The sequence below is a fragment of the Smaragdicoccus niigatensis DSM 44881 = NBRC 103563 genome (assembly GCF_000380645.1).
GTDB lineage: Bacteria > Actinomycetota > Actinomycetes > Mycobacteriales > Mycobacteriaceae > Smaragdicoccus > Smaragdicoccus niigatensis.
This window is the reverse complement of sequence record NZ_AQXZ01000019.1, coordinates 76324-101952: the sequence shown is the minus strand read 5'-3', so window position 1 is coordinate 101952 and position 25629 is coordinate 76324. Positions and strand designations below refer to the sequence as shown.

Annotated in this window: 24 protein-coding genes; 20 read left to right on the top strand and 4 right to left on the bottom strand. The window is 65.4% G+C overall.

What is annotated here, in order from left to right; all coding sequences use genetic code 11:
- Positions 1 to 16: 16 nt before the first annotated feature.
- The 7 genes from F600_RS0121605 to F600_RS0121580 all read left to right on the top strand — a co-directional run bounded on the left by F600_RS0121605 (position 17) and on the right by F600_RS0121580 (position 5123).
- On the top strand, positions 17 to 610 hold the full coding sequence (locus tag F600_RS0121605) for a YceD family protein (RefSeq protein WP_370670712.1): 594 nt from the start codon (positions 17 to 19) through the stop codon (positions 608 to 610).
- 66 nt (positions 611 to 676) lie between these two features.
- The gene (gene rpmF / locus F600_RS31330; RefSeq protein WP_081628971.1) at positions 677 to 856 is read left to right on the top strand and encodes a 50S ribosomal protein L32; all 180 of its coding nucleotides are present in this window, start codon (positions 677 to 679) and stop codon (positions 854 to 856) included.
- A 20-nt stretch (positions 857 to 876) separates the two neighbouring features.
- Positions 877 to 1629: a ribonuclease III gene (rnc, locus tag F600_RS0121600; protein ID WP_018162745.1), complete on the top strand. Its 753-nt coding sequence runs from the start codon at positions 877 to 879 to the stop codon at positions 1627 to 1629.
- 8 nt (positions 1630 to 1637) lie between these two features.
- Positions 1638 to 2501, top strand: coding sequence for a bifunctional DNA-formamidopyrimidine glycosylase/DNA-(apurinic or apyrimidinic site) lyase (gene mutM, locus F600_RS0121595; RefSeq protein WP_018162744.1), 864 nt, complete (start codon positions 1638 to 1640; stop codon positions 2499 to 2501).
- A 9-nt stretch (positions 2502 to 2510) separates the two neighbouring features.
- Positions 2511 to 3434, top strand: coding sequence for a Dyp-type peroxidase (locus tag F600_RS29295; protein WP_018162743.1), 924 nt, complete (start codon positions 2511 to 2513; stop codon positions 3432 to 3434).
- Positions 3435 to 3523: 89 nt separating this feature from the next.
- A complete protein-coding gene (locus F600_RS0121585; protein WP_018162742.1) occupies positions 3524 to 4087 on the top strand; it encodes a dihydrofolate reductase family protein in 564 nt (187 codons plus the stop codon).
- A 10-nt stretch (positions 4088 to 4097) separates the two neighbouring features.
- Complete coding sequence (locus F600_RS0121580; protein ID WP_018162741.1) at positions 4098 to 5123, top strand: PHP domain-containing protein; 1026 nt, start codon at positions 4098 to 4100, stop codon at positions 5121 to 5123.
- Here F600_RS0121580 and F600_RS0121575 read toward each other — a convergent pair.
- Positions 5113 to 6678 (bottom strand): alpha/beta fold hydrolase, encoded by a 1566-nt coding sequence (locus F600_RS0121575; protein ID WP_162141462.1) that lies wholly within the window; start codon positions 6676 to 6678, stop codon positions 5113 to 5115. The two genes, F600_RS0121580 and F600_RS0121575, sit on opposite strands and share 11 nt — an antisense overlap.
- 150 nt (positions 6679 to 6828) lie before the next feature.
- Between F600_RS0121575 and F600_RS0121570 the strand changes: the two genes are divergently transcribed.
- The 13 genes from F600_RS0121570 (at position 6829) to ffh (ending at position 22081) form a co-directional block, all read left to right on the top strand.
- Positions 6829 to 7269, top strand: coding sequence for an OsmC family protein (locus F600_RS0121570; protein WP_018162740.1), 441 nt, complete (start codon positions 6829 to 6831; stop codon positions 7267 to 7269).
- 5 nt (positions 7270 to 7274) lie between these two features.
- Positions 7275 to 7550, top strand: coding sequence for an acylphosphatase (locus tag F600_RS0121565; RefSeq protein WP_018162739.1), 276 nt, complete (start codon positions 7275 to 7277; stop codon positions 7548 to 7550).
- Positions 7550 to 8209: a twin-arginine translocation signal domain-containing protein gene (locus F600_RS29290; protein WP_040632264.1), complete on the top strand. Its 660-nt coding sequence runs from the start codon at positions 7550 to 7552 to the stop codon at positions 8207 to 8209. The genes F600_RS0121565 and F600_RS29290 overlap by 1 nt, the downstream gene beginning before the upstream one ends.
- Entirely contained in the window at positions 8209 to 9381 is a 1173-nt protein-coding gene (locus F600_RS0121555; protein ID WP_018162737.1) for a glutathionylspermidine synthase family protein, read from the top strand. The genes F600_RS29290 and F600_RS0121555 overlap by 1 nt, the downstream gene beginning before the upstream one ends.
- Positions 9381 to 9836 carry a DUF350 domain-containing protein gene (locus F600_RS0121550; RefSeq protein WP_018162736.1) on the top strand — a complete coding sequence of 152 codons (456 nt, stop codon included), beginning with the start codon at positions 9381 to 9383 and terminating at the stop codon, positions 9834 to 9836. The genes F600_RS0121555 and F600_RS0121550 overlap by 1 nt, the downstream gene beginning before the upstream one ends.
- A 12-nt stretch (positions 9837 to 9848) precedes the next feature.
- Positions 9849 to 13418, top strand: coding sequence for a chromosome segregation protein SMC (smc, locus tag F600_RS0121545; RefSeq protein ID WP_018162735.1), 3570 nt, complete (start codon positions 9849 to 9851; stop codon positions 13416 to 13418).
- Between the two features lie 38 nt (positions 13419 to 13456).
- On the top strand, positions 13457 to 14818 hold the full coding sequence (gene ftsY / locus F600_RS0121540; protein WP_018162734.1) for a signal recognition particle-docking protein FtsY: 1362 nt from the start codon (positions 13457 to 13459) through the stop codon (positions 14816 to 14818).
- Between the two features lie 93 nt (positions 14819 to 14911).
- Positions 14912 to 15526, top strand: coding sequence for a hypothetical protein (locus tag F600_RS0121535; RefSeq protein ID WP_156024757.1), 615 nt, complete (start codon positions 14912 to 14914; stop codon positions 15524 to 15526).
- Between the two features lie 245 nt (positions 15527 to 15771).
- Positions 15772 to 17130: an ammonium transporter gene (locus tag F600_RS0121530; protein WP_018162732.1), complete on the top strand. Its 1359-nt coding sequence runs from the start codon at positions 15772 to 15774 to the stop codon at positions 17128 to 17130.
- A 33-nt stretch (positions 17131 to 17163) separates the two neighbouring features.
- Positions 17164 to 17502 carry a P-II family nitrogen regulator gene (locus F600_RS0121525; RefSeq protein ID WP_018162731.1) on the top strand — a complete coding sequence of 113 codons (339 nt, stop codon included), beginning with the start codon at positions 17164 to 17166 and terminating at the stop codon, positions 17500 to 17502.
- Complete coding sequence (locus F600_RS0121520; RefSeq protein ID WP_081628969.1) at positions 17492 to 20071, top strand: [protein-PII] uridylyltransferase; 2580 nt, start codon at positions 17492 to 17494, stop codon at positions 20069 to 20071. Before F600_RS0121525 ends, F600_RS0121520 begins: the two co-directional genes overlap by 11 nt.
- A 163-nt stretch (positions 20072 to 20234) precedes the next feature.
- Entirely contained in the window at positions 20235 to 20408 is a 174-nt protein-coding gene (locus F600_RS31730; RefSeq protein WP_018162729.1) for a hypothetical protein, read from the top strand.
- A 95-nt stretch (positions 20409 to 20503) separates the two neighbouring features.
- Positions 20504 to 22081: a signal recognition particle protein gene (gene ffh / locus F600_RS0121510; RefSeq protein ID WP_026306816.1), complete on the top strand. Its 1578-nt coding sequence runs from the start codon at positions 20504 to 20506 to the stop codon at positions 22079 to 22081.
- 87 nt (positions 22082 to 22168) lie between these two features.
- Here ffh and F600_RS0121505 read toward each other — a convergent pair whose 3' ends face one another.
- From F600_RS0121505 to F600_RS0121495, 3 genes are read right to left on the bottom strand one after another with little or no spacing between them, the layout of a single operon-like run.
- Positions 22169 to 22933, bottom strand: coding sequence for a 3-oxoacyl-ACP reductase (locus F600_RS0121505; RefSeq protein WP_026306815.1), 765 nt, complete (start codon positions 22931 to 22933; stop codon positions 22169 to 22171).
- An 11-nt stretch (positions 22934 to 22944) separates the two neighbouring features.
- Positions 22945 to 24330 (bottom strand): aldehyde dehydrogenase family protein, encoded by a 1386-nt coding sequence (locus F600_RS0121500; RefSeq protein WP_051090892.1) that lies wholly within the window; start codon positions 24328 to 24330, stop codon positions 22945 to 22947.
- The gene (locus F600_RS0121495) at positions 24281 to 25621 is read right to left on the bottom strand and encodes a glutamine synthetase family protein (protein WP_018162725.1); all 1341 of its coding nucleotides are present in this window, start codon (positions 25619 to 25621) and stop codon (positions 24281 to 24283) included. The genes F600_RS0121500 and F600_RS0121495 overlap by 50 nt, the downstream gene beginning before the upstream one ends.
- Between the last annotated feature and the right edge of the window lie 8 nt (positions 25622 to 25629).

The following is a 25629-nucleotide window of genomic DNA, read 5'->3' as shown; positions in this document are numbered from 1 at the left end:
CGGTAAGATTTGCAGCGTGTCCGGCAAACCCCATCGCAACCACCGTCAAATCCACGACGGTGGTTTTGTGTTCGAAATCCGATCTCTGGGCCGCGGCCCGGGCCGGATGAAGACCCTGCATCGGACGGTCGACGTCACCAATCGGATCGGCCTCGACCTCATCGCGATCGAGCCTGGCGCCGAGGTCGAACTCGACCTGAAGTTCCAGTCGGTCTCGGAAGGCGTGCTCGTCACCGGCACGGCGACCGCGCCGACCAAGGGCGAGTGCGTCCGCTGTCTCGAACCTTTTGATGGCACTGCCGAATTCGAGTTTCTCGAGCTGTTCGCCTACCCCAACAGCACCACCGAGGCGACGACCGAGGAGGGCGAGGTCTACCACGTCGAGGACGATCACATCGACCTCGAACCGCTTGTCGTGGACACCGCCGGTCTGGAGTTTCCGCTGCAGCCCGTCTGCCGTCCGGACTGTCCCGGATTGTGCACCGAATGCGGTGCTCTCCTCGCGATTGTTGGTTTGGACCACAGTCATGAGATACTTGACCCTCGCTGGGCTGGTCTCGCCGCGAAGCTGAATCCACCTGATGGTGAAGGCACCGCCGACCAGTTGTAGCTAGACCAGAACACCGACTTTGACACGTGGCATTCGGCTGCGTGGAGATAGCAAGGAGAGACGGACGTGGCCGTTCCGAAGCGGAAGATGTCGCGCTCGAACACCCGCTCGCGCCGGAGCCAGTGGAAGGCCGTTGCGCCTACCCTCGTGTCCTGCCCGAACCGGGCATGCGGCGAAAAGAAGCTCCCGCACGTGGTGTGCCCGTCTTGCGGCACCTACAAGGGCCGGCAGGTTATCGCCGTCTAAGGCGTCTCCTTCCAACCCAAATGTCTAAGGTCGAAGGCCAGCGACAGGGCGCCCCGCATGCGGATGGCGCAGACGCGCATCGGAAACTTCTCGACGCACTAGGTGTCGAGCTCGAACCCGCGCTCCTGACGCTGGCCTTGACGCATAGGTCGTACGCGTACGAGCACGGTGGCCTGCCGACCAACGAGCGACTCGAGTTCCTCGGGGACTCGGTCCTTGGCCTCGCCATCACTGAACAGCTCTACGTCGTTCATCCCGAGAAACCCGAGGGTGAGCTGGCCAAGCTGCGCGCAAGCGTCGTCAACCAGTTCGCGTTGGCGGAAGTCGCTCGCGGACTCGGTGAGGGTGGCGTCGGCGCGCATCTCTTCCTCGGCAAGGGGGAGGAGCTTACGGGCGGTCGAGACAAGCCGAGCATTCTTTCCGATGCGATGGAATCGCTGCTCGGCGCCATTCACCTCCAGCACGGCATCGAGGTCGCGCGTGAGGTCGTCCTTCGCCTCTTCGCCGAGCTTCTGGAACGTGCTCCTCGTATGGGGGCCGGTCATGACTGGAAGACGAGTCTCCAGGAACTGACCGCCGAGCGTTCCTTCGGCACCCCGGTGTACGAGATCTCGTCCACCGGACCCGACCACGACAAAGAATTCACGGCCACTGTTCTCGTGGCCGGCAATCCTTCCGGTACTGGCGTAGGCCGCACCAAGAAGGAAGCCGAGCAGAAGGCCGCGAGCGCCGCCTGGAACCTGCTGTCGGGCAAGCCGCAACAGGGTGCCTGAAATCCGCCGTGCCTGAGCTTCCCGAAGTCGAGGTCGTTCGCCGCGGACTCGACAGTCACGTCACCGGTTCGACGATTACCGGAGTATCCGTCACCGGCCTTCGATCCGTGCGTCGCCATGTTGCGGGACCGCTCGATCTCATCAGCCAGCTGACCGGGCAGACGATCGCGGCGACCGGCCGCCGTGGCAAGTTCATGTGGCTCGAACTCGCTCCCAGCGGACAGTCCCTCATCGTGCATCTCGGCATGAGCGGCCAGATGCTCATCCAGCCTCCGGACGCGCCGCTCGAGAAGCACGCGCACATCGTTGCCGCGCTCAGTAGCGGCCAGCAGCTTCGATTCGTCGACCAGCGCACGTTCGGCGGTTGGTCCTTGGCCGACATGGTCGAGGTCGACGGCACGATCGTCCCGATCCCGGTGGCCCATATCGCCCGTGATCCGCTCGACCCGAAATTCGACGCCCATGCGGTCGTCGGCCGGATCAAGGCCAAGGATTCGGAGATCAAGCGCGTCATTCTCGATCAGACCGTCATCGCCGGGATCGGCAACATCTACGCCGATGAAGCGTTGTGGCGAGCCGAGATTCATGGTCGTCGGACCGCGAGTTCGTTGACCCGGCCGGCACTGCATCGCCTTATCGGCCATGCTCGCGACGTCATGGTGGCTGCCCTCGACGCCGGCGGCACGTCGTTCGACGCGCTGTACGTCAACGTCAACGGCCAGTCGGGCTACTTTGACCGGTCACTGCACGCGTACGGACGGGAAGGTGAACCATGCGATCGCTGCGGTGCCGTCATGCACCGCGAGGCGTTCATGAACCGCTCGTCGTATTTCTGCCCGCGCTGCCAGACGCGGCCGCGTCCGAAACGGTAATTTCGTCGAGTGGCCGTAAACACTCCGCAAGCCCTTCTGCGCCAGCTGAGCCAGGCCGCGATCTTCCTCGTCGCCGAGATCAACCCGGGCGGCGAGGAAGCCGTTCACGGGGCGCTCGCGGAGCTGTCCGGCCTCACGCGCACGATCGGTTTCCGCGATCCAGACAAGCAACTGTCAGTGGTGACGGGAATCGGCTCAGCGGCGTGGGACCGCCTGTTCAGCGGCCCTCGGCCGGGCGCACTTCACCCCTTCGTCGAACTCTCGGGTCCGCGCCATAAGGCGCCCTCGACACCGGGCGACCTGCTGTTCCACATCCGTGCGGAGACGATGGACTACTGCTTCGAGCTCGCGTCCCGGTTGATGGTCGAACTCGGGGACGCCGTCACGGTCGTCGACGAAGTCCACGGGTTTCGCTACTACGACCGCCGTGACCTGCTCGGATTCGTCGACGGCACGGAGAATCCCATCGGGAGGACGGCAGCCGCTGCGGCGCTGACCGACGATGGCGGCAGTTACGTCCACGTCCAGAAGTACCTGCACAACGTCGCCGCCTGGCGGGCGCTGCCCGTGGACGAGCAAGAACGCGTCATCGGTCGCACCAAGTTCGACGACATCGAGCTGTCGGACGGCGTCAAGCCCGAGAATGCACACACCGCGCTCAACGTCATCGAAGACGAGAACGGTGACGAGCTGAAGATCGTGCGGGCGAACATGCCGTTCGGATCGGTCGGCAATGGCGAGTTCGGGACCTACTTCATCGGGTACGCGCACGACCCCGCGGTCACCGAACGAATGCTGCGCAACATGTTCCTCGGTGATCCGCCCGGCAATACCGACCGCATCCTCGACTTCTCAACGGCGGTGACTGGCGGTCTGTTCTTCGCACCCTCGGCGGACTTCCTCGCCGCGCCGCCGGCGCTTCCTGGCTCCTGATCGGGTAGATCGGCGCGAATCCGTTGTCGGGCGCGGTTTTCGGGGATACCGTCGAAGGGCCAGGATCCCCGGGTGAGAGGCAGCGAACGATGCGCAAGCTCACGTACTACGTCGCCGCGACGATGGACGGATTCATTGCGACGGACGACGGCCATGTCGACTTCTTCGGCGGTGGCGGCGACCACGCGGCTGCGCTGAAGGCCAAGTATCCCGAGGCGGTTCCGACCAAGATCCGGGAAGCACTGGGACTCAAAGGCGGCTCGACGTTCGACACGGTGCTGTTCGGTCGCAAGACCTATGACTTCGGCGTTCGAACCGGCACGTCGAATCCGTTCTCGCATCTCAAACAGGTCGTCGTGTCGACGACGCTCGGCGAGTCACCCGACCCCGCGATCGAACTCGTCTCGTCCGACCCCGCCGGCTATGTCCGCGATCTCAAGCAGAAGCCGGGCAAGGGGATATGGCTTTGCGGCGGCGGCGAACTCGCCGGCAGCCTCGTCGAGGAGATCGACCAGATCTATCTCAAGCTGTTCCCGATGGTGCTCGGTTCCGGCCGCCCGCTCATCGCAGGGTCCTCGCTCCAGAAGTTCCACATGGTGGGGCACCAGATCTTCGAAGACGGGGTCATCTTCATCAAGTACTCGCGTCACTAGTATCGCGAGAGTGGACCCGGTCGAAGCGCTGCGTGAGATCGCCTTTTACCTCGAGCGATCACGTGCTGAGACGCATCGGGTCAAGGCCTACCGTCGGGCGGCCGACATCGTCGAAGGGCTCTCCGCAGAGCAGCGGGCCCGGCGCACCGCCGAGAACAGTTGGATCGACCTCGCGGGCATCGGCCCCAAGACGTCGGCCATCATCAGCCAGGCGGTTGCCGGACAGGTCCCGGACTACCTCGCCGAGGTGAGCGGTGCCGCCGAGCCGATTGCCGGCGGGGGAGGTGCACTACGCCTGGCACTGCGCGGGGACCTGCACACGCATTCCAATTGGTCGGACGGCGGCAGCCCGATCGACGAGATGATGCGGCGGGCCGCTGCGCTCGGCCACGAATACTGCGCGCTGACCGATCATTCCCCACGTCTCACCGTCGCCAACGGACTGAGTGCCGACCGTTTGCGCCGACAGCTCGACGTCATCGCCGAACTGAACGAGCGGCTCGCACCGTTTCGGATCCTCACCGGGATCGAGGTCGACATCCTCGACGACGGATCGCTCGACCAACAATCAGATCTGCTCGCCCAGCTCGACATCGTCGTGGCCAGCGTGCACTCGAACCTGCGCGCGGATTCGGCCACGATGACCAGACGCATGGTCTACGCGATCGCCAACCCGAACGTCGATGTGCTCGGACATTGCACCGGCCGGCTCGTCGAAGGAGGTCGAGGGAAGCGGCCGGAATCGACCTTCGAAGCCGAGATCGTGTTCGAAGCGTGCCGCCAGTTCGGCACCGCGGTCGAGATCAACAGCCGTCCGGAGCGCCGGGACCCACCGACGCGGCTGATGACGCTCGCTCGCGAGATGGACTGCTTCTTCTCGATCGACACCGACGCGCACGCGCCCGGGCAACTCGACTGGCAGGCCTACGGATGCGAACGGGCCCAGGCGTGCAATGTCCCTGCCGACCGGGTGATCAACACCTGGCCGTGGGAGAGGTTGCGTGCCTGGACCCGCAAGGAGTCCGCTACTCCGTAGCGTCGTCCTTGTTGTCGCCGCCCAGGATCTTCTTCAACGTTCCCGGAATCTGGCCGAGCAAGTCGATTCCACCACCGCCGGACGCGGTCTTCTCGGCGTGCTTGCCCTGGGCCTCCTCGACCTCGTCCTGGTAGTCCTTCCACATGTACGGCACGTTCTGGCGCGGGAGTTTGGCTTCTCGGGGTGCTGGCGTCACCTTCACCGCCTGCGCGGCCTGGTTACCCTGGGTCGCTTGGACCGCCTCGACCTCTTCCTTGTAGTCGTTCCACATGTACGGCACGTTCTGGCGCGGAAGCTTGCCCTTGCGGGGAGCCCCTTGCGTCACTTCCTCGATCTCCGGCTCGACCTCGACCGTGGTGATGAGCGTGGCCAGTTGCTGGTTGACCCACCGGGGGCGTTCGAGCATCGTCATATGTCCGTCGCCCGGAACCGAGAAGAAGACCGCCTGCGGAAGCTCTTTGACCCACGAGTCGAAGCTCGATCGCTTGAACAGATTGTCCTGTTCACCTGCGACGACGATCATCGGGATGTGTGAGATCCGGTCGAGCGAGGGGCGCTCGTCGTGTTCGATGCAGGCCGCGATGTGGTGGGCGTAGCGCTTCGGCGTGGTCTCGTACATCATCCGCGCGGTCAGTCGCCACGCTTCCTTCGACGAGTCGTCGGTGACGGCGAGCCAGCGGGCGGCGATCAGATACGGCGCCATGCCCAGGATGCGAAGCAGGAACCCCGGGAGGATGCCGACGAGGGCCAGTCCGGGTGCGGCGATCTTGAGCAGGAGTTTGCGCAGTGGCGACAGGATCTTCGGGACGCCGAGCCAGATGACGTCCTTGCCGGGACCGGGGCCGGAGTTCAGCAGGAGAATTCCGCGTACCCGATCGAAGATGTCCGGGCGGATCGCGGCGAGGGCGAACATCGTCATGCCACCCATCGAGTGGACGGCGAGGATCAGGTCACCGCCGGGAGCGGTCTCGTCGATGACCCGGCCGAGGTCGTCGGCGAGCTGACGTACGCCCGGCACTTTGACGTCGAGCTTCTGACCCTGGGAGCGGCCGTGACCGCGGGCGTCGTAGAGCACGGCGCGGGTGTCGATAGGCAGTGAATTCCGCTGGTGGTGCCACATTTTCGACGACATGGCAATGCCGTGCACAAATACGACAGTGCGGCGGGCGCCTTGGTCGCCTTGTACTTCGACGTGGAGATCGACGCCGTCGCGCGTTGTCACGACCGTCTGCTCGCCTTGCGGCTCGACCTTGACTTCCCACTGTTTGCCGACGGAGAACGCCGCGAAGACCATCATCACCACGACCGTGCCGATGAGGAACAGCCCGACGATGAACGCCAACGCGATGAAGACCAGGAGGGTGTCGCCGACGCCGCGGGTCACGACCCACCAGATGACGAATCCCAGGACAACCAGTGCGGCGAGTCCACCCATCCCGATGAGTGCCGCCAGCGTGAACATCTGCGGGCCTAACGCCCCGCGCCGCTTGCGGTATTGATCGTCGTTGTCAGTTGCCCACCAGCCACTGCGCTGCTGGTTCGCATATCTGGTCACGGTGTGGGATCTCCGCTCTCGCCCATGAGCTGGCCGGATCTGGCCATTTGGAGCCATTTTGCGCGTGAAGATCAGTTCACGAGGCGTTTTCGAGTCTGTCGGGTGAGGGCTGAGCGAAGAACCGGACCGCGGTTTTGGCAAGATCTAGGCATGAGTGATCAGACCCCTGACGTGCCCAAGCCACCAACTGAGCTGTGGGTTGAGCGCACGGGCCAACGCCGATACACCGGCAAGAGTTCGCGCGGCGCCGAGGTACTCGTTGGTTCGGAGTCGGTCGAAGGTGTCTTCACGCCGGGTGAGCTCATGAAGATCGCTCTCGGGGCGTGCAGTGCGATGAGTGCGGACATCCCGCTCACTCGCAAACTCGGCGAGAACTTCGACGCCACCGTGCGAATCTCGGGCAAGCCGGACCGGGACCAGGAGATCTACCCGGAGTTGCACGAGGTCTTCGAGCTCGACCTCAGCGAACTCGACGAGGCCACGCAGAAGCGAGTTCTCACCATCGCTGAGCGCGCGATCGACAAGGTGTGCACCGTGGGCCGGACCCTCAAGGCCGGAACGAAGGTCACCCTCGAATTCAAGCTGGATTAAGACGTATGGCAACGGTTCGGCTCAGCGCCTGGGTGCACGGTCGCGTGCAGGGCGTGGGGTTTCGGTGGTGGACGCGTTCGCAGGCGTTGGCGCTCGGACTCGTCGGCTTCGCCCAGAACAAGCCCGACGGCCGGGTACACGTCGTGGCTGAAGGAGACCAAGACAAATGCGACGCGCTGCTTGCTGCGCTGCGATCCGGCCAGACACCTGGCAAGGTCGACCTCGTGACTGAAACGTGGGAGGCGCCGCGCGGCGACCTCGTCGGATTCGGAGAGCGCTGATGAATCCTTACGAACCGGGCAACTCCGGTGAGGTGCCGCCGTGGCAGCCGCCCCCGTGGACCCCTCCACAGCAGCAGCCTCCGTCGCAGCAACAGCCGCCTCCGGGGCAGCCTCCGCAGTCGCCACCGCCGTGGCAACCCCCGCAGCAGCCGCCGGCCCCGCCGCCCACCGGTGGCCCGGGGAGCGTCCGCTACCAGGACCCGAACACGGCCCGCCCGCGCCCGATGAGCGCGGGCGAGACTCGTGCTCGGGAACGCGCGGAAGCGCTGGCGGCACAGCAGGCTGCGATGCTCGCGAAGAAGAAGCGCACCAACCGCCGTCGGCTCATGGGTGGTGCCGCCGTGGTCGGCGTGGCCGGTGTCGTCGCGGCGATCTACACGGTCTCCTCCGCAGGTACGACGACCGCGTACTGCACGTCCTACCAAAATGGTCAGGAAGTCGTCGTCTCGGACTCGTATTGCCACGGGTCGCCGAATTCGAGCGGCTTCTTCTACTACGGCGGTCACTCGTACCGCTACTACTACGGTGGGTCCAACAGCATTGGTCGCTCGCCGGTGGGCGGCTCGTATCTCGCACCCAGCAACACGACGGTGAAGACGAAGTCGGGCACGACGATCTCGCGCGGCGGCTTGGGCTCCAAGTCCAGTTCGAGCAGCTGATGCGGCGAAAGAGAAGTCAACCCAGGCCGGGCTGGCAGACGACCATCATCGAACAGGGGCTTGTCTACGGCGTTCCGGCGCGCGATGCGGACGGTTTGCCGCGTCCGTACTGGGACGAATCGGTGCACTACGAGTTCGAGATGGACGAGATCCTCGCGCTCGAGGCAGACGTCGAACTCCTGCACATCATGTGCAAGAACGCCGTCGAACACGTCATCACCACCGAGCGGTTCAAGGACTTCGGACTTCCGGAGTGGAGTTGGGGCCCGATCGCCGAATCGTGGAAGCGGGGAGACCCGCACATCTACGGCCGCTTCGACCTTCGCTACGACGCGCGCAGTCCGGCGAAGCTGCTCGAGTACAACGCCGACACGCCAACGTCGCTGGTCGAGGCCTCGATCATCCAGTGGCACTGGCTGACCGACACGCACCCGGACGACGATCAGTGGAACTCGATCCACGAAAAGCTTGTCGATCGGTGGCGTGAGGTGCAGGGATCGCTCGCGTCGAACGTCCTGCACTTCTCCTGGACCGCGGCCGACGAGAGCGGCGAAGACAATGTGACGACCGCCTACCTCCAGGAGACGGCCGCCGAAGCGGGCTTCGACACCATCGGCCTGCCCGTGGAGGAGATCGGTTGGGACAGCATGTTCAACCGATTCGTCGACCTCGAAGAGGTCCCGATGCAGTCGATCTTCAAGCTGTATCCGTGGGAGTGGGTCCTCGAGGACGACTTCGGCAAGAACGTCGTCAACAGCCTGCCGAACACGATGTGGCTCGAACCGCTGTGGAAGACGCTGTTGAGCAACAAGGCACTGCTCGCGGTGCTGTGGGAGATGTACCCGGGGCACCCGAACCTCCTCCCGGCGTACCTCGACCATCCGCACGAGCTCACCGAATACGTGCGCAAGCCGAAGCTCGGTCGCGAGGGCGCGAACATCACGATCGTCGGCCCCGGCATGACGACCGCGACGGGCGGCATCTATGGCGCCGAAGGCTTCGTCTACCAACTGCTCGACCCGCTTCCCGTGTTCGACCGGATGCGTCCGGTGCTGGGCGCATGGGTCGTCGGCGACGACGCCGCTGGACTTGGAATTCGTGAAACTGCAGGACTGATCACCGATGACGGTGCCGCCTTCGTGCCGCACCGGATACCCGATACGGAGAACTAATGGACACCCTTGCCGCGCTGCATTCGGACTATTTCGCGTACCTCGGCAGAGGTCTCGCGGCGATCGTGCTCTACGCGATCATCGGCCTCCTGCTGATGATCATCGGATTCTTCGCGGTCGACCTCACCACGGCCGGCGACCTGCGCAAGTTCGTCCGCGATGGCAAACCGAACGCTGTGATCGTCACGTCCATGGGAACCGTTGCCATGGCGTTGATCGTGGTTCTGGCGATCTACGCATCGGGCGGTGACTCCCTCTGGCAGGGATTGGTGACCGCCTTGACCTTCGGTCTCGTCGGAATTGCCGCACAGGTGGCGGGGGTGCGCATGCTCGAATCGCTGGTCGGCCTCGACATCGGCGACCTGCTCGCCGCGGAGGACTTCCGGCCGCAGGCTTGGGTTGTCGCGTCCGCGCACCTCGCCCTTGGCCTCGTGGTCTCCGTCGCGATCCTGTAGATCTCCACGTAGATGCACCTCAAGAGTCTGACGCTGAAGGGCTTCAAGTCCTTCGCCTCGTCGACGACTCTTCGATTCGAACCGGGCATCACGTGCGTCGTCGGACCGAACGGTTCCGGTAAGTCCAACGTCGTCGACGCGTTGACATGGGTCATGGGGGAGCAGGGCGCCAAAGCGCTGCGCGGCGGGAAGATGGCCGACGTCATCTTCGCGGGAACCGCTGGCCGCGCCCCGCTGGGCCGCGCCGAGGTCACCCTCACGATCGACAACTCCGATGGCGCTCTGCCCATCGAGTACACCGAGGTCTCGATCACTCGCCGGATGTTCCGCGACGGTGCTGGCGAGTACGAGATCAACGGCAACAGCTGTCGCCTGCTCGACATTCAGGAGTTGTTGAGCGACTCCGGCATCGGTCGCGAGATGCACGTCATCGTCGGGCAGGGGCAGCTGTCCGCGATCCTCGAATCGCGGCCCGAAGAGCGGCGAGCATTCATCGAGGAAGCCGCGGGCGTGCTCAAGCACCGGCGGCGCAAAGAGAAGGCCGTCCGCAAGCTCGACGCGATGGCTGCCAATCTCAACCGGCTGACCGACCTCACCGCCGAACTCCGCCGCCAGCTCAAGCCGCTGGGACGACAAGCCGAGGTCGCTCGGCGGGCCCAAACGATTCAGGCGGATCTCCGCGACGCCCGGCTGCGGCTTGCCGCGGACGATCTCGTCGAACGACGCAGGGAACTCGCGGGCCATGAAGAGCGCGAGTCGGTGATTCGCGAGCAGCAGGCAGAGATCGACGCACAGCTCACGTCCGCGTCCGAGCAATTGATGCTGTCGGCGGATCAGCTCGAAAGCGTGGTTCCGAGGTCGGATCAGGCCGCGGCGCTCGCCACGCGGTTGAGGACCCTCACCGACCGGCTCGACGCGACGGTCCGCGTTGCGTCTGAGCGGGTGCGGCATCTGTCGCAGCCTGCGGTGGCGACGAGCGGTCCGGACCCCGATGAACTCGAGGCGGCCGCGGATCGCGCCGCAATGCAGGAGGAAGCGCTTCAGGAGGCGGTTGACGTCGCGCGCGAGGCGCTCGCCGCCGTTGCCGAGAACCTCGCCGATGCCGAACGGATCGCGCGGGACGCCGAGCGTGCGCATGTCGCCGCGATCCGAGCCCAGGCGGATCGACGGGAAGAGTTCGTCCGTTTGGAGGGCCAGGTCGACTCGCTGCGTGCTCGCGCGGCCGCGATGGAGGGTGAACTCGACCGGCTGGTCGCCTCGATCGAGGAGGCTGGTGAGCGTGCCGAGACTGCGCAGACCGCGTACGACGCTGCCTATGTCGCCGATGACGAAGGTGACAACTCCGTCGACCTGAGCCAGGAGTACGACGCTGCGGTCGCCGAACTCCGCGTGGTCAAGGATCGAGTCGCCGTCCTGCGCGATCGGGAGCGAAAGGCGAGCCACGAAGTGGCGTCGCTGCACGCGCGGGTCGATGCGCTCGCAGTCGGAATGGCTCCGCGGGACGCAGCGAAATGGCTCGCGCGGAACCCGGTCGAGGGTGTCGACGGACTTCTCTCCGACCAACTCGACATCTCGGACGGTTATGCCGCCGCCGTGGCCGCGGCGCTAGGGACAGCGGCGGACGCGATGGTCGCGGACGGCGCGAACTCGGCGGAGAACGCCATCGGTGCCCTGCGTAAGGCCGAAGCCGGACGCGCGGTCATTGCCTTCCCGGCGGCGAGCGGAGCGTTGTCAGAATCCGGCAGTCACCGGCTGCTCGATGAAATTCGATGTCCGGCGGAGTTGTCGGGCACTCTAGAGGCTCTGCTTGGTGATGTCGTCGTCGCCGATGACTTGGCTTCGGCAATCGACGCTGTCTCGGCCGATCCCCGCGTGCGCGCGGTAACCAAAGCCGGTGACGTGGTCGGTGCTGGTTGGGTTCGCGGCGGCTCGGACCGGGCTGCGAGTCCGATCGAGGTCCGCGAGTCGGTCGAGGCGGCACGGCGGGCCCTGCGCGCCGCGGAGCAGCACGCGAAGAGTCTGGCTGCCGAGCTGGCGCAGGCGCATTCGGACCAGGTCGACCTCCGGGAAACCGTCGACTCCACGCAAGCGGCGATCCGTGAGCATCAGCGCGTCGCGACCGCCGCGGAGCATGAGGTGTCGCGCCTGCGAAACGCGGCCGAGCTCGCGGCCGCGGAAGTGTCCCGGCTGGAATCGCGGCGAGATGAGGTCGAAAACCATCGTTCGCGTGTGCTCGCCGAACTCGCGGCGCTGGCCGCGACGCTCGAAGTCCGCGCGGAGCAAGCAGCGCCCGAGTCGTCGGCGGTCGCCGAGGAAGCGCTCGCGCAGCGCGACGACGCGGTTGCTGCGCTGTCCGCCGCCCGGTCGGCCGAACTCGACGCGCGGCTGGCTGTTCGAACCGCCGAAGAACGCGCGAGTGCCATCCGGGGCAAGGCAGACGGCCTCCGCCGGCAGGCGCAGGCGGAGCGTTCGGCGCGGGCCCGTGCCGAGCACGCGCAGCGTTCGCGCCGTGCCGCGGCCGAGTCCGCGCAGGCTGTCGTGGACTACGGCGGACAGCTCGCCGCGCGGGTATCGGCGTTGCTCGCCTCCGCGACCAGCGAGCGGGACGTGCTGGACGCCAAGCGCGCCGAGCTGACCAGGTTGCATTCGGATGCCGAGAAGCTGGTCTCGACGCTGACCTCCCGCCGCGCCGCATTGACGGACTCCGCGCATCGCGACGAACTCGCACGGACGCAGATAGCGCTGCGGGTCGAGACACTCGAATCGTCGATCTCCGACCAGTTCGGCATCGGCCTGGACGATCTGGTCGCCGAGTACGGCCCGGACGTCGAACTGCCGCCGACTCCACTCGAGATCGCCGAGTACGAAGCGGCGAAGGAGAGGGGAGAGATGGTCTCGGCTCCCCAGCCGATGAAGTTCAACCGCGCGGAGCAGGAGCGCCGGGCCAAACGTGCGGCTGCGGATCTGCAGGTGCTGGGCAAGGTGAACCCGCTCGCCCTCGAGGAGTTCGCGGCGCTCGAAGAGCGGTATAACTTCCTGTCGACGCAGCTCGAGGACGTGAAGAAGGCACGCAAGGACCTGCTCGACGTCGTCAGTGATGTCGATGCGCGGATTCTGCAGCTGTTCACCGAGGCGTACACGGACGTCGAAGCCGAATTCGGGACCGTCTTCACGACGCTGTTCCCCGGGGGCGAAGGCCGGCTCGTGCTCACCGACCCCAGCGACATGCTGACCACGGGTATCGAGGTCGAGGCTCGGCCGCCGGGCAAGAAGGTCAAGCGGTTGTCGCTGCTGTCGGGTGGCGAGAAGTCCCTGACCGCCGTCGCATTCCTCGTGGCGATCTTCCGCGCGCGGCCTTCGCCGTTCTATGTCATGGACGAGGTCGAAGCGGCCCTCGACGACACGAACCTGCGTCGACTGATCGCCCTGTTCGAGCAACTGCGCGAGAAATCGCAGCTCATCGTCATCACGCACCAGAAGCCGACGATGGAAGTCGCCGACGCGCTATATGGCGTATCGATGCGCGGCGACGGCATCACGACCGTCATCTCGCAGCGATTGGCGCGCGACGAACGGGTGTGAACGGGCCGGAAATCGGACGGGATGGTTGGATAGCTGACGTGACAACGCAAACGTGGCTGATCATCGCTCTCGTCGTCGCGGCGCTATTGACGGTGCTCATCGTCGGGTTCGTCCGCTACCGCAAGGGCCGGATCTCTCTGGTCGCGCCGGAGAAGCCCGAGATCGAGAAGCCGGCGAAGTACCAGGCGGGCAGTGGTTTCTCGTTCAGTGAAGGTTCTGGAACCGCCACGCTGCCCAAGCGGCGACCGGAACCTGAGCCCGTTGTCGAGGCTCCTGCCGAACCCGCAGCCGTCGTCGAGACTCCAGTCGAGCCCGAAGCTCCCGTTAAGCCCGAGGCTCCGGTTGAGCGCAAGGCTCCGGTCGAGCACAAGCGTGAGATCCACGAGATCACGCTCGAGGAACTCGCCGAGCCGGTCTCGGCGCCGAGCACCACGATTGAACCGGAAGACTTCGAGACCGCTCCGGCCATCGAGGAGATCGAGCCCACCGAGGGGCGCTTGGACCGTTTGCGCGGTCGCCTCTCGCGTTCGCAGAACGCGGTCGGAAAGAGCCTTCTCGGACTTCTCGGCGGTGGCGACCTCGACGAGGACTCGTGGGAGGAAGTCGAAGACACCCTTCTCATCGCCGACCTCGGCACCGCCGTGACGATGCAGGTCGTCGAGAAGCTGCGTGAGCAGATGGCCGCCCGCGGCGTTCGTACCTCGGCGCAGGCCCGCGCGCTCCTCAAGGAAGTCCTGGTGGAGGCGCTGCACCCCGAGCTCGACCGGGCAGTGCGCGCGCTCCCGCACGCGGATCATCCGTCCATCGTGTTGGTCGTCGGCGTCAACGGCACCGGAAAGACCACGACGACCGGCAAGCTGGCCCGCGTCCTCGTCGCTGATGGCCGCCGGGTTCTGCTCGGCGCCGCAGACACGTTCCGGGCCGCCGCTGCCGACCAGCTGCAGACCTGGGGCGAACGCGTCGGTGCGGACACCGTGCGCGGCAAGGAAGGCGGTGACCCCGCGGCGATCGCCTACGACGCGGTCACCAAGGGCATCGAGCAGGGCGTCGACTGTGTCCTCATCGACACCGCCGGCCGGCTGCACACGAAGACCGGGCTCATGGACGAGCTGGGCAAGGTCAAGCGCGTCATCGAGAAGCGTGCGATCGTCGACGAGGTCCTTCTCGTCCTCGACGCCACGATCGGTCAGAACGGTCTCATGCAGGCTCGGGTGTTCGCCGACGTCGTCGACATCTCCGGTGTCGTGCTGACAAAGCTCGACGGCACCGCCAAGGGCGGAATCGTGTTCCAGGTCCAGCACGAGCTGGGTGTGCCGGTGAAGCTCGTCGGACTTGGCGAAGGTGCGGACGACCTCGCGCCGTTCGTGCCCTCGGCGTTCGTGGACGCGTTACTCGGTTGATTTTCGGTAACTGGCTCGCGGGTTTGAAGAACTCGGGTCCGGTCGCGGAGTAGCTTCAGCCTCATCCCACAACGGTGTGGAATGGAGAGCTGGATGTCGTCAGCACAAATGTCGCACTCGGACTTCGCGCGGTCGATCCTCGGTGCGGCGATGGCCCCCGAGCGGGTCGCCCGAATGGTCAATCAGGTCCTCGGAGACGGCTTCACTGTCGACCCGACGCCGGTCGGTCCCGTCGGGTTGGCGGTCGCATCGGCGCGCGGTGTTCCCGGAACCGTGCGTGCGCGCTGTAGCGATGATCCGCATTGGGACGTGAATCTGACCGTCCCCGTCGCCCTGCGGGTGAAGGTCGCCTTGCGCGGTGCGGGATTGGTGCCGGCGAAAGTCGAATACCAGATCCGGGTTATTGCCCACACACGACTCCGATTGCTGCTCGAGAGCCCGGGGTTTGTCGTCGTGGATGTCGAAACCGTCCGTCGCGAAGATGTCGAGGCGTTGGTGGTGCCGCTCGATATCCCGTCTCGTCTCGTGGCGTGGGTCGGCAAGGTCAACAGCGTGGTCGCGGAGAGCGTCGTCACGTATTTCAATCGCCTGGTTCACAGCCCGAAGTTTGCCGACAATTTGCGCTTTGACGTGCTCGCAATTGTCGAACGTGCGTTTGCGCAGGGTCTGCCAGTAGCGTCACTCAAGATCGCGGAACGGGCCGGTTAGCTGATCTTATTTGGCTTGAATCACCCGAAAACCCAAGCGATGTCCGCTTAAGGCGCGGAATAGCCTTCTACCTGCATGTCTCACGTGGGTTCGACGGGACGCTTGTGGATTAGGAAACACAGATGCAACAAACCGACGATCATGGTTAACCGGGTGGAAACAGCCGAGAACCTTGGACGAAACTTCCACCCCTGAGTCTTTGACCATGACGTCGAATGCTCGGCGTGTTCAAAGGAGGGTAATAAGTGGTTTTAGCACTGCCTGATTCGTCATTCTCAGCGTTCGACTCTGGCGACACCGCGTGGATCATCACGGCGTCGGCACTCGTTCTGCTGATGACGCCGGGACTTGCTTTCTTCTACGGAGGCTTGTCGCGATCGAAGTCCGTCCTCAACATGATGATGATGTCGTTCGGCGCCCTGGGCGTCGTCAGCGTCATCTATGTGCTGTGGGGTTACTCGATGTCGTTCTCGTCGGCACACACCGGTGACAGCGATTACTTCGGCGTATTCTCCAACCCGTTCTCACTGTGGGGACTCTCGGGGCTTCTCGAGACCCGCGATGTGACGGTTGACGGCGCACTCGTCAAGAGCGCGGTTGTCTGGGGTGGATTCGGTGGCATCCCGGCCATCATCTGGGTTGGCTTCCAGCTGACCTTCGCGGTCATCACTGTCGCCCTCATCAGCGGCTCGATCGCAGAGCGCGTCAAGTTCAGCACCTGGCTGGTCTTCAGCGGTCTGTGGGCCACGCTCATCTACTTCCCGCTGTCGCACATGGTGTGGGGTGGCGGTCTGCTGTCGAACTCGAAGGACGGCATCGCAGCCAAGCTGTTCGGTACCACCGACGGCGTTGCCTCTGTTGCTCCGGTCGACTTCGCCGGTGGAACGGTCGTCCACATCAACGCCGGTATGGCTGGTCTGGTTCTCGCGCTCATCGTCGGTAAGCGCAAGGGCTGGGGCAAGGTTGCGTTCCGCCCGCACAACATCCCGTTCGTCATGCTCGGCGCTGCGCTGCTGTGGTTCGGTTGGTACGGCTTCAACGTCGGTTCTGAGGGTAAGGCTGACCTCATCGCCGGCATGGTGTGGATCAACACCACCGCTGCCACCGCCGCCGCAATGCTCGGATGGCTCCTGTACGAGAAGATCCGTTTCGGTCACGCCACGAGCGTCGGTGCCGCTTCGGGCGCCGTTGCTGGTCTGGTCGCCATCACCCCGTCGTGTGGTGCGGTCTCGCCGGTCGGTTCGCTGGCTGTCGGTGTCGTCGCCGGTGTCGCTTCGGCATGGGCTGTCGGCCTGAAGACCAAGTTCAACTTCGACGACTCGCTCGACGTCGTCGGCGTCCACCTGGTTTCGGGTCTCTGGGGCACCGTCTCGGTCGGCTTCCTGTCGACCACGACCGGTCTGTTCTACGGTCACGACTACAAGCAGCTGGTTGTCCAGATCGTCATCGCCCTGTCGGCGCTGATCTTCACCGCAGTCCTCACCACGGTCATCGCCCTGGCTCTCAAGCCGCTCGGCTGGCGTGTCAGTGACGAGAACGAGGCGATTGGTATCGACGAAGCTGAGCATGCAGAAACCGCTTACGACTACGTGAACGTATCGTAGGCCCGAGAACCGAGAGCATCGAAGGGATAAGAGATGAAGCTGATCACTGCGATCATCAAGCCGTTCACCCTCGAGGACGTGAAGACGGGCCTTGAGCAGGCAGGCGTGCTTGGCATGACCGTCAGCGAGGTTCAGGGCTACGGGCGCCAGAAGGGCCACACCGAGGTCTACCGTGGCGCCGAGTACTCGGTCGATTTCGTTCCGAAGGTTCGCGTCGAGGTCGTCGTCGACGACGCGGCGGTCGACAAGGTCGTCGAGACCATTGTCGAGGCCTCGCGGACCGGCAAGATCGGTGATGGCAAGGTTTGGGTCACCCCGGTCGAGGCGGTTATCCGAGTTCGCACCGGAGAACGCGGTACGGATGCCATCTGACCCAAAAGGGTCGCGACGCGGCGGCCCCGCTCCAGGTAACTCTGGGGCGGGGCCGTCCCCGTCCGCGGGCCCCAAGTCTGGAGCTCGCAAGGCTGGGGCGGGACCGTCCCCGTCCGCAGGCCCTCATCCCGGAGCTCGCAAGGCTGCGGCCGGGTCGTCGCCGTCGAGTGGCACGAACGTCTCCAGCTCCGCGGGGGACCTGTCCCGCGCGCTGGGCCAGCTGTTGGAGAATAGCCGCGGCCGGCATCGTCGCCTCGACGCCAAGGCTCTTCGCGCCGCTCTGCTCGATCTCTACGAGTTCTGGCTGACCTCGAAGGGGCATGAGGCCGGCATTCTTGCGGGAAGTGGCTTCGCGCTCGTCGCCGTCGGTGGACTGGCGCGGCGTGAGATGCTCCCGTACTCCGATCTCGACCTTGTTCTGCTCCACGATCAGAAGGATCAGAAGAAGGTCTCCGAGGTCGCCGACTCGCTGTGGTACCCCCTGTGGGACGCCCACATCAAGCTCGACCACAGTGTCCGGACGGTGCCGCAGGCACTGTCGGTCGCCAGCACGGACCTGACAGCCATGCTCGGGCTTCTCGAAGCCCGCCACATCGTCGGTGATGAAGACCTGTCCGGGGCTCTCATCGAAGGTGTGCGCAAAGATTGGCGCGCGAATGTGCGCAACCGGTTCGACGAAGTCGTCGAACAGACTCGCGGCCGCTGGCAGCGCAGCGGCGACGTGGCGCACCGCGCCGAACCCGACCTGAAGAACGGTCGCGGCGGCATGCGTGACGTCCAACTGCTCGAAGCACTTTCGCTCGCGCAGTTGACCGATGGTATGCCGTCGTTGTCCGGCGACTGGCCCAGCGGCGGTCCGCGCGAGGCCGAGAGGCACCTGCTCGACGTCCGCACCGAGCTGCACGTCGTGGCTCGTCGCGCACGCGACCAGTTGCGGGCCCAGGACGCCGACGAGATCGGTGCGGCGCTCGGTATCGGCGACCGCTTCGACCTGGCGCGCCTGCTCAGCGACTCGGCTCGCACGATCACGTACTCCGTCGATGTTGGACTCCGGACCGCCCAGAATGCACTGCCACGCAAGGGCATTTCGCGACTGCGGCGGGCACCCGTGCGTCGACCACTGGATGAAGGAGTGGTCGAACATGCCGGTGAGGTCGTTCTGGCGCGGGATGCGCGGCCGGAGCGCGATCCTGGACTGATTCTCCGGGTGGCTGCGGCCTCGGCGCAGACCGGACTGCCGATGTCGGCCGGAACGCTGAGCCGTCTCGCCGAGTCGGCGCCGGAACTGCGGACGCCCTGGCCGAAGGAAGCCGTCAACGACTTCCTCGTGATGCTCGGCGCCGGTACGAACACGATCGACGTCATCGAGGCGCTCGACCGTACGGGCCTGTGGGGCCGACTGCTCCCGGAATGGGGAGCGGTACGGGACCTGCCGCCGCGCGACTCCATCCACACCTGGACGGTCGACCGCCATCTTGTCGAGACGACCGTCTATGCCGCCGGGTTCGCCACACGGGTCTCGCGGCCAGACCTGCTCGTCCTGGGCGCCCTCCTGCACGACATCGGCAAGGGCCGCGCCGGCGACCACAGCACTGTCGGTGCCGAACTCGCCCGCCAGATCGGCAAACGACTCGGCCTGTGGCCCGACGACATCGATCTGTTGGCCCGGATGGTCCGTTTCCATCTGCTGTTGCCGTCCACGGCGGCGCGACGGGACCTCGCCGACCCAGCGACCGCGGAAGACGTCGTCGCGCAGCTCGACGGTGACGCCGTGCTGTTGGACCTCCTGCATGCCTTGGCTGAAGCCGACTCGTTGGCGACCGGTCCCGGTGTCTGGGGTGACTGGAAGTCGACGCTCATCGGCGAGCTGGTCCGGCGGTGCCGTGCCGTGCTCGCGGGCGAGAATCTTCCGGCTCCCGATCCGATTCCGCCAGAGCTGCTGGAACGCGCTGTCGGCGGCGGTCTGCATGTCGACATGCGGCCGATGACCGAGCACACCCACATGGTCACGATCATCGCGCCCGACCGTCCCGGCTTGCTCTCGGATGCGGCCGGCGTCCTCGCACTCAACTCGTTGCGAGTGCTCGGCGCGTCCGTCGGCGCATCGGAAGGGTCGGCGATCAACACCTTCGCCGTCTCGCCCCGATTCGGGTCGCCGCCGGATCCGCAGTTGTTGCGCTTGGAATTGATGCGCGCGATCAGCGGATCGCTCGATGTCGACGCCCTCCTGGCCAAGCGTGCCGCGGAGTGGGAGGCGACGAAGCCGGTGGTCGTGAAGCCGACCGGCCTGCCGTCGAACCATCCGCATCCCAAGCCGCGGGTCCTGTGGTTCCCCGATGCACACTCCGGTCTCAAGATCATGGAGTTGCGCGCGGAGGACCAGCTCGGCCTGCTCAGCAAGGTCGCTGGGGCACTGGAAAAGTGCGGTGCGGATGTGCGTTGGGCCAAGGTCTCGACGATGGGTTCGCTCGTCGTCGACACCTTCTGTATCGAGGTCGGCGCGGTCCCGATGAAGGACATCGAGGCGGCCGTTCTCGCGGTTGTCGCGACCGCGAAATCGGCCTCCTGAATCGTGCGGCGTGTCGCGGTTCAATGCCTGTGCACGCGCGCAGCCCGCGGTGATAACGTTGCGGTCACGCCAGCTGTTATGTGATCGAAATCATTGGTAACGCAGTGAAATCGGTCTGGCAGCGGGTGGTCCGGTCGGGGGCTACGAGCAGTAACGGGTGCGAATGAACACGAAGCGTTGGGTGCCTAGCAAGTCAGTTGTCATGGCGCTCATGGCTATCTCCAGTGGCTCAGCCGGTGGAGTGTCCGCAGTCCTGGCCATGCAGGCCGGCAACCCCGAGACTGAGCCGGCACGTCCGGACTTCTCGTACGACCTGGATCACCGCCTCTCCGCGTAGTCGGTTCCTGTCGTCAGGGCATACCGCCTCGCGGCCTCGGCAGCTGTTCGCCTACCCTGGTCGGGTAGGACTCACGACTCCAGGAGCGCTTTTCGGTGTTCGAATCCCTGTCTGATCGGTTGACCGGTGCGCTGCGCGATCTGCGCGGTAAGGGCCGGCTGACGCCCGCCGACATCGATGCCACATGTCGAGAGATCCGTCTCGCGCTGCTCGACGCCGACGTTGCGCTGCCCGTCGTTCGGTCGTTCATCAACCGCATCAAAGAGCGGGCCAAGGGCCACGAGGTCTCCGGTGCTCTGAATCCGGCGCAGCAGGTCGTCAAGATCGTCAACGAGGAGCTCATCGAGATCCTCGGCGGCGAGACCCGCCGTATCCAGCTCGCCAAGCAGCCGCCGACCGTCATCATGCTCGCCGGTCTGCAGGGTTCGGGTAAGACGACCCTCGCCGGAAAGCTCGCGAAGTGGCTCAAGGGCCAGGGGCACACGCCGCTGCTCGTGGCGTGCGACCTCCAGCGCCCCGGTGCGGTCACTCAGCTGCAGGTAATGGGTGAGCGCGCCGGCGTTCCGACCTATGCGCCGCACGCCGGCACGTCTGTCGGCGGTGGTGAGAACCCGCTCGGCGTCTCGGCGGCCGACCCGGTCAAGGTGGCGCGCGACGGTCTCGCGGAGGCCCGCAACAAGCAGTACGACGTGGTCATCGTCGACACGGCCGGCCGCCTCGGTATCGATGCCGAGCTGATGAAGCAGGCCGCCGACATCCGCGACGCCGTCGACCCGGACGAGATCCTGTTCGTCCTCGACGCGATGATCGGTCAGGATGCGGTCACCACGGCGCAGTCCTTCAAGGACGGCGTCGGCTTCACCGGTGTCGTGCTCACCAAGCTCGACGGCGACGCCCGCGGTGGTGCCGCGCTGTCCGTCCGTCAGGTCACCGGCGAGCCGATCATGTTCGCCTCGACTGGTGAGAAGCTCGAGGACTTCGACGTCTTCCACCCCGAGCGCATGTCGAGCCGCATCCTCGGGATGGGTGACCTCCTCACCCTCATCGAGCAGGCCGAGCAGCACTTCGACGAGCAGCAGGCCATGGCCACCGCGGCCAAGATCGGCTCCGGAGAGCTCACTCTCGAGGACTTCCTTGAGCAGATGATGATGATCCGCAAGATGGGTCCGATCGGAAACATCCTCAAGATGCTTCCGGGCGCCGGTCAGATGAAGGACGCGCTCGCTGCCGTCGACGACAAGCAACTCGACCGCGTGCAGGCGATCATCCGCGGTATGACGCCCGCTGAGCGCGCCAACCCGAAGATCATCAACGCATCCCGCCGGGTGCGCATCGCGAACGGTTCGGGCGTCAAGGTCAGCGACGTCAACCAGCTCGTCGACCGGTTCTTCGAAGCTCGCAAGATGATGACCCAGATGGGCCGTCAGATGGGCTTCCCGGGCGCCGCGCGCGGTGGTTCGAACCGCAAGAACGCCAAGAACCGCAAGGGCAAGAAGGGTGGTCGCGGGCCGACTGCTCCGCGTTCGCCGCAGGGCTTCCCCGGGATGCCGGGTGGCATGCCCGGAATGCCGGCGGGATTCCCGGACCTGTCGAACATGCCGAAGGGCCTCAACGAACTCCCGCCGGGACTCGAGGGCATCGACTTGTCGAAGCTGAAGTTCCCGAAGAACTGAGTCGAAAACGGTTCGGTGCTTTCACGGAGCCGTCATCGATATATATCGATGACGAACCTGTCCGAGCACCGAACCGTTTGGCATTGGTTAGAGCGGCGTCACGTACGCCCCGGTCAGGCCGCCGTCGACGAGGAACTGCGACGCCGTGATGAACGACGAGTCATCACTGGCCAGGAACGCGACGGCCGCGGCGATTTCTTCCGGCTCGGCGAAGCGTCCGAGCGGGATGTGGACCAGTCGGCGCGCGGCCCGTTCCGGGTCCTTCGCGAACAGTTCCTGCAGCAGGGGAGTGTTGACCGGTCCTGGGCACAGGGCATTGACCCGGATGCCTTCCCGCGCGAACTGCACCCCGAGTTCCCGGCTCATCGCGAGAACGCCGCCCTTCGAGGCGGTGTAGGAGATCTGGGACGTCGCCGCGCCCATCAAGGCCACGAAGGACGCGGTGTTGATGATCGAGCCTTTGCCTTGGCGCTGCATGTGCGGAATCGCATACTTGCAGCCCAGGAAAACCGACGTCAGGTTGACTTCCTGGACGCGGCGCCACGCATCGATGCCCGTGGTGAGAATCGAGTCGTCGTCGGGTGGCGAGATACCCGCATTGTTGAAGACGATGTCGAGGCGCCCATGGCGTTCCACGACATCATCGAACAGGCCCCGGATACCGTCCTCGTTCGTGATGTCGACCTGTGCGAACTCACCGTTCACCGCATCAGCGACGGCCTTACCGGTGGCGGCATCGACGTCCACGACGACGACACGAGCCCCTTCCGCGGCCAACCGGACCGCACTGGCCTTTCCGATCCCGCTGCCGCCACCCGTAATGACGGCGACACGGTCCTGCAAGCGCTGCAATGTATTTCCCTTCACGTAGCAATGAAGACGTTCTTGGTTTCGGTGAATGCGAGTGCCGCGTCGGGTCCGAGTTCGCGACCGAGTCCGGACTGACGGAAACCGCCGAACGGCGTCCAGTACCGGACTGACGAATGCGAGTTGACCGACAGGTTGCCGGATTCGACGCCGCGCGCGACGCGCAACGCCCGCCCGACGTCCGACGTCCAGATCGACCCGGAGAGCCCGTAGTCGGTGGCGTTCGCGAGCGAGATCGCGTCCGCTTCGTCGTCGAAGGGCAGGACCGCGACGACCGGCCCGAACACCTCTTCCTGCGCGATCCGGTCGTTCCGGCCGGCGAGGACGACCGTCGGCGGGTACCAGTACCCGGGTCCATCGGGGGACGATCCCGTGAACGCGACGTCGCCGACGTAGCCCGCGACGCGATCGCGGTGTTCGGACGAGATGAGCGGTCCCATCTCGTTCTCGGCGTTGGTGGGGTCGCCGACGCGAACATTGCGCACGGCTGGTTCCAGGCGTTCCAGGAATCGATCGAACACGTTGCGCTGCACGAGAATGCGTGAGCGTGCGCAGCAGTCCTGACCGGCGTTGTCGAACGCACCCATCGGAGCGGCCGTGGCCGCGGCGTCGAGGTCGCTATCCGCGAAGACGATGTTCGCACTCTTGCCGCCGAGCTCGAGCGTCACGCGCTTGACCTGTTCCGCGCACCCCGCCATGATCCGCTTGCCGACCTCGGTGGAACCGGTGAAGACGATCTTTCGCACCGCCGGGTGCGTGACGAACCGTTCGCCGACGATCGAGCCCTTGCCCGGCAGGACCTGGAACACTCCCTCCGGAATGCCCGCCTCACGTGCGAGTTCCTGCAGTCGAAGGGCCGTGAGTGGAGTCAGTTCCGCGGGCTTGAGCACCACCGTGTTGCCGGCGGCCAGAGCGGGCGCGAAGCCCCATGACGCGATCGGCATGGGGAAGTTCCACGGCGCGATGACGCCGACGACGCCGAGAGGCTCGGCGAACGTGACATCGATGCCGCCGGCGACCGGAATCTGCTTCCCGTGCAGTCGTTCCGGCATACCCGCGGCGAAATCGAGGACATCGCGAACGTTGCCTGCCTCCCACCGCGCATTGCCGACGGTGTGACCGGAGTTCTCGACCTCGATGCGGGCGAGATTCTCGATGTCGCCATCGACCGCACTGGCAAACCGGCGCAGCAACCGCGCCCGATCGCCGGGCGTGACCTCGCGCCACGTCGAGAAAGCCTGTTGGGCCCGGTCGATCGCGGCGTCGGTCTCGGCGACCGAGTACCCCTCGACAACGCAGATTTCGCGCTCGTTCGCCGGGTTGATCAGCGTCTTAGAGTCGTTCAAAGCCACGCATGCGCTCCCAGTCGGTGACCGTCGCATCGAACGCCTCGACTTCGACGCGGGCCATGTTGAGGTAGTGGTTCACCACATCCTCGCCGAAAGCTGCGCGGGCGGCAGCGCTGGCACCGAAGAGTTGGGCGGCCTCACGCAGTGTCGACGGGACGTGCGTCTTGTCGGCTTGGTAGGCGTTGCCGAGGGTTTCCTCCTCGAGCGTCAGTCCGTTCTCGATGCCGTGCAGGCCGGCCGCGATCATCGTGGCGACCGAGAGATACGGGTTTACGTCGCCACCCGGGATGCGGTTCTCGACCCGCAGGGCGTCGCCGTGACCGACTACCCGGAAGGCGCAGGTCCGATTGTCGACGCCCCAGGCAACCGCGGTCGGGGCAAAACTGCCCTTCGCGAAGCGTTTGTAGGAGTTGATGTTCGGCGCGTACATGAGCGTGAAGTCGCGGGCACACGCGAGTTGGCCGGCGAGGAACGCGCGCATCGTGTCGGTGAAGCCGGCGAACGCGGATTCCGCCCCGCGCCGCATGCTCATGTGGATGTGGCACGAGTTGCCTTCACGCTCATTGAATTTCGCCATGAACGTGAGGCTCTGCCCCTGCTGCGCGGCGATCTCCTTGGCGCCCGTCTTGAAGATCGAGTGGTTGTCGCAGGTCGTCAACGCATCCTTGTAGCGGAACGCGATCTCGTGCTGCCCGTCGTTGCACTCGCCTTTGGCCGACTCGACGGTCATGCCCGAACCGGCCATTGACGTGCGGATCTTGCGCAAGAGCGGCTCGATCCGCGACGTACCGAGAATCGAGTAGTCGACGTTGTACTGGTTGGTCGCCGTCAGCCCGCGGTATCCGGCGTGGCGCGCGGCCTCATATGTGTCCTCGAACGCGATGAATTCGAGTTCGGTCCCCGCGAAAGCCGTGAGACCGTGCGCAGCGAGCCGGTCGATCTGCGCGCGCAGGATCTGCCGCGGTGACGCGACCACCGGCGATCCGTCGAGCCACTCGAGATCGCACAAGATGAGCGCGGTGCCGGGCTGCCACGGAATCCGGCGCAACGTCGCGAAATCGGGCCGCAGCAGGAAGTCTCCATAACCCCGCTCCCACGACGACATCGCATAGCCGTCGACCGTGGTCATCTCGACGTCGACGGCGAGCAGGTAGTTGCACGCCTCGGTGCCCTGCGTCGCGACCTCGCTGAGGAAATACCGTGCATCGCAGCGCTTCCCCTGGAGGCGGCCCTGCATGTCGGTCATCGCGACGACAACGGTGTCGATCTCGCCGCGGTCCACAGCCGTGGATAAATGGTCGATGGTCAGCATGCCGTCCGCCATGTGCCTAT

Excerpts from the sequence above, each read along its gene's own strand:
- rnc (WP_018162745.1), top strand. The coding sequence starts at position 877 with ATGTCTAAGGTCGAAGGCCAGCGACAGGGCGCCCCGCATGCGGATGGC.
- F600_RS0121585 (WP_018162742.1), top strand. The coding sequence starts at position 3,524 with ATGCGCAAGCTCACGTACTACGTCGCCGCGACGATGGACGGATTCATT.
- F600_RS0121570 (WP_018162740.1), top strand. The coding sequence starts at position 6,829 with ATGAGTGATCAGACCCCTGACGTGCCCAAGCCACCAACTGAGCTGTGG.
- F600_RS0121565 (WP_018162739.1), top strand. The coding sequence starts at position 7,275 with ATGGCAACGGTTCGGCTCAGCGCCTGGGTGCACGGTCGCGTGCAGGGC.
- F600_RS29290 (WP_040632264.1), top strand. The coding sequence starts at position 7,550 with ATGAATCCTTACGAACCGGGCAACTCCGGTGAGGTGCCGCCGTGGCAG.
- F600_RS0121555 (WP_018162737.1), top strand. The coding sequence starts at position 8,209 with ATGCGGCGAAAGAGAAGTCAACCCAGGCCGGGCTGGCAGACGACCATC.
- F600_RS0121550 (WP_018162736.1), top strand. The coding sequence starts at position 9,381 with ATGGACACCCTTGCCGCGCTGCATTCGGACTATTTCGCGTACCTCGGC.
- smc (WP_018162735.1), top strand. The coding sequence starts at position 9,849 with ATGCACCTCAAGAGTCTGACGCTGAAGGGCTTCAAGTCCTTCGCCTCG.
- F600_RS0121535 (WP_156024757.1), top strand. The coding sequence starts at position 14,912 with ATGTCGTCAGCACAAATGTCGCACTCGGACTTCGCGCGGTCGATCCTC.
- F600_RS0121525 (WP_018162731.1), top strand. The coding sequence starts at position 17,164 with ATGAAGCTGATCACTGCGATCATCAAGCCGTTCACCCTCGAGGACGTG.
- F600_RS0121520 (WP_081628969.1), top strand. The coding sequence starts at position 17,492 with ATGCCATCTGACCCAAAAGGGTCGCGACGCGGCGGCCCCGCTCCAGGT.
- F600_RS31730 (WP_018162729.1), top strand. The coding sequence starts at position 20,235 with ATGAACACGAAGCGTTGGGTGCCTAGCAAGTCAGTTGTCATGGCGCTC.
- F600_RS0121500 (WP_051090892.1), bottom strand. The coding sequence starts at position 24,330 with ATGCGACGGTCACCGACTGGGAGCGCATGCGTGGCTTTGAACGACTCT.
- F600_RS0121495 (WP_018162725.1), bottom strand. The coding sequence starts at position 25,621 with ATGGCGGACGGCATGCTGACCATCGACCATTTATCCACGGCTGTGGAC.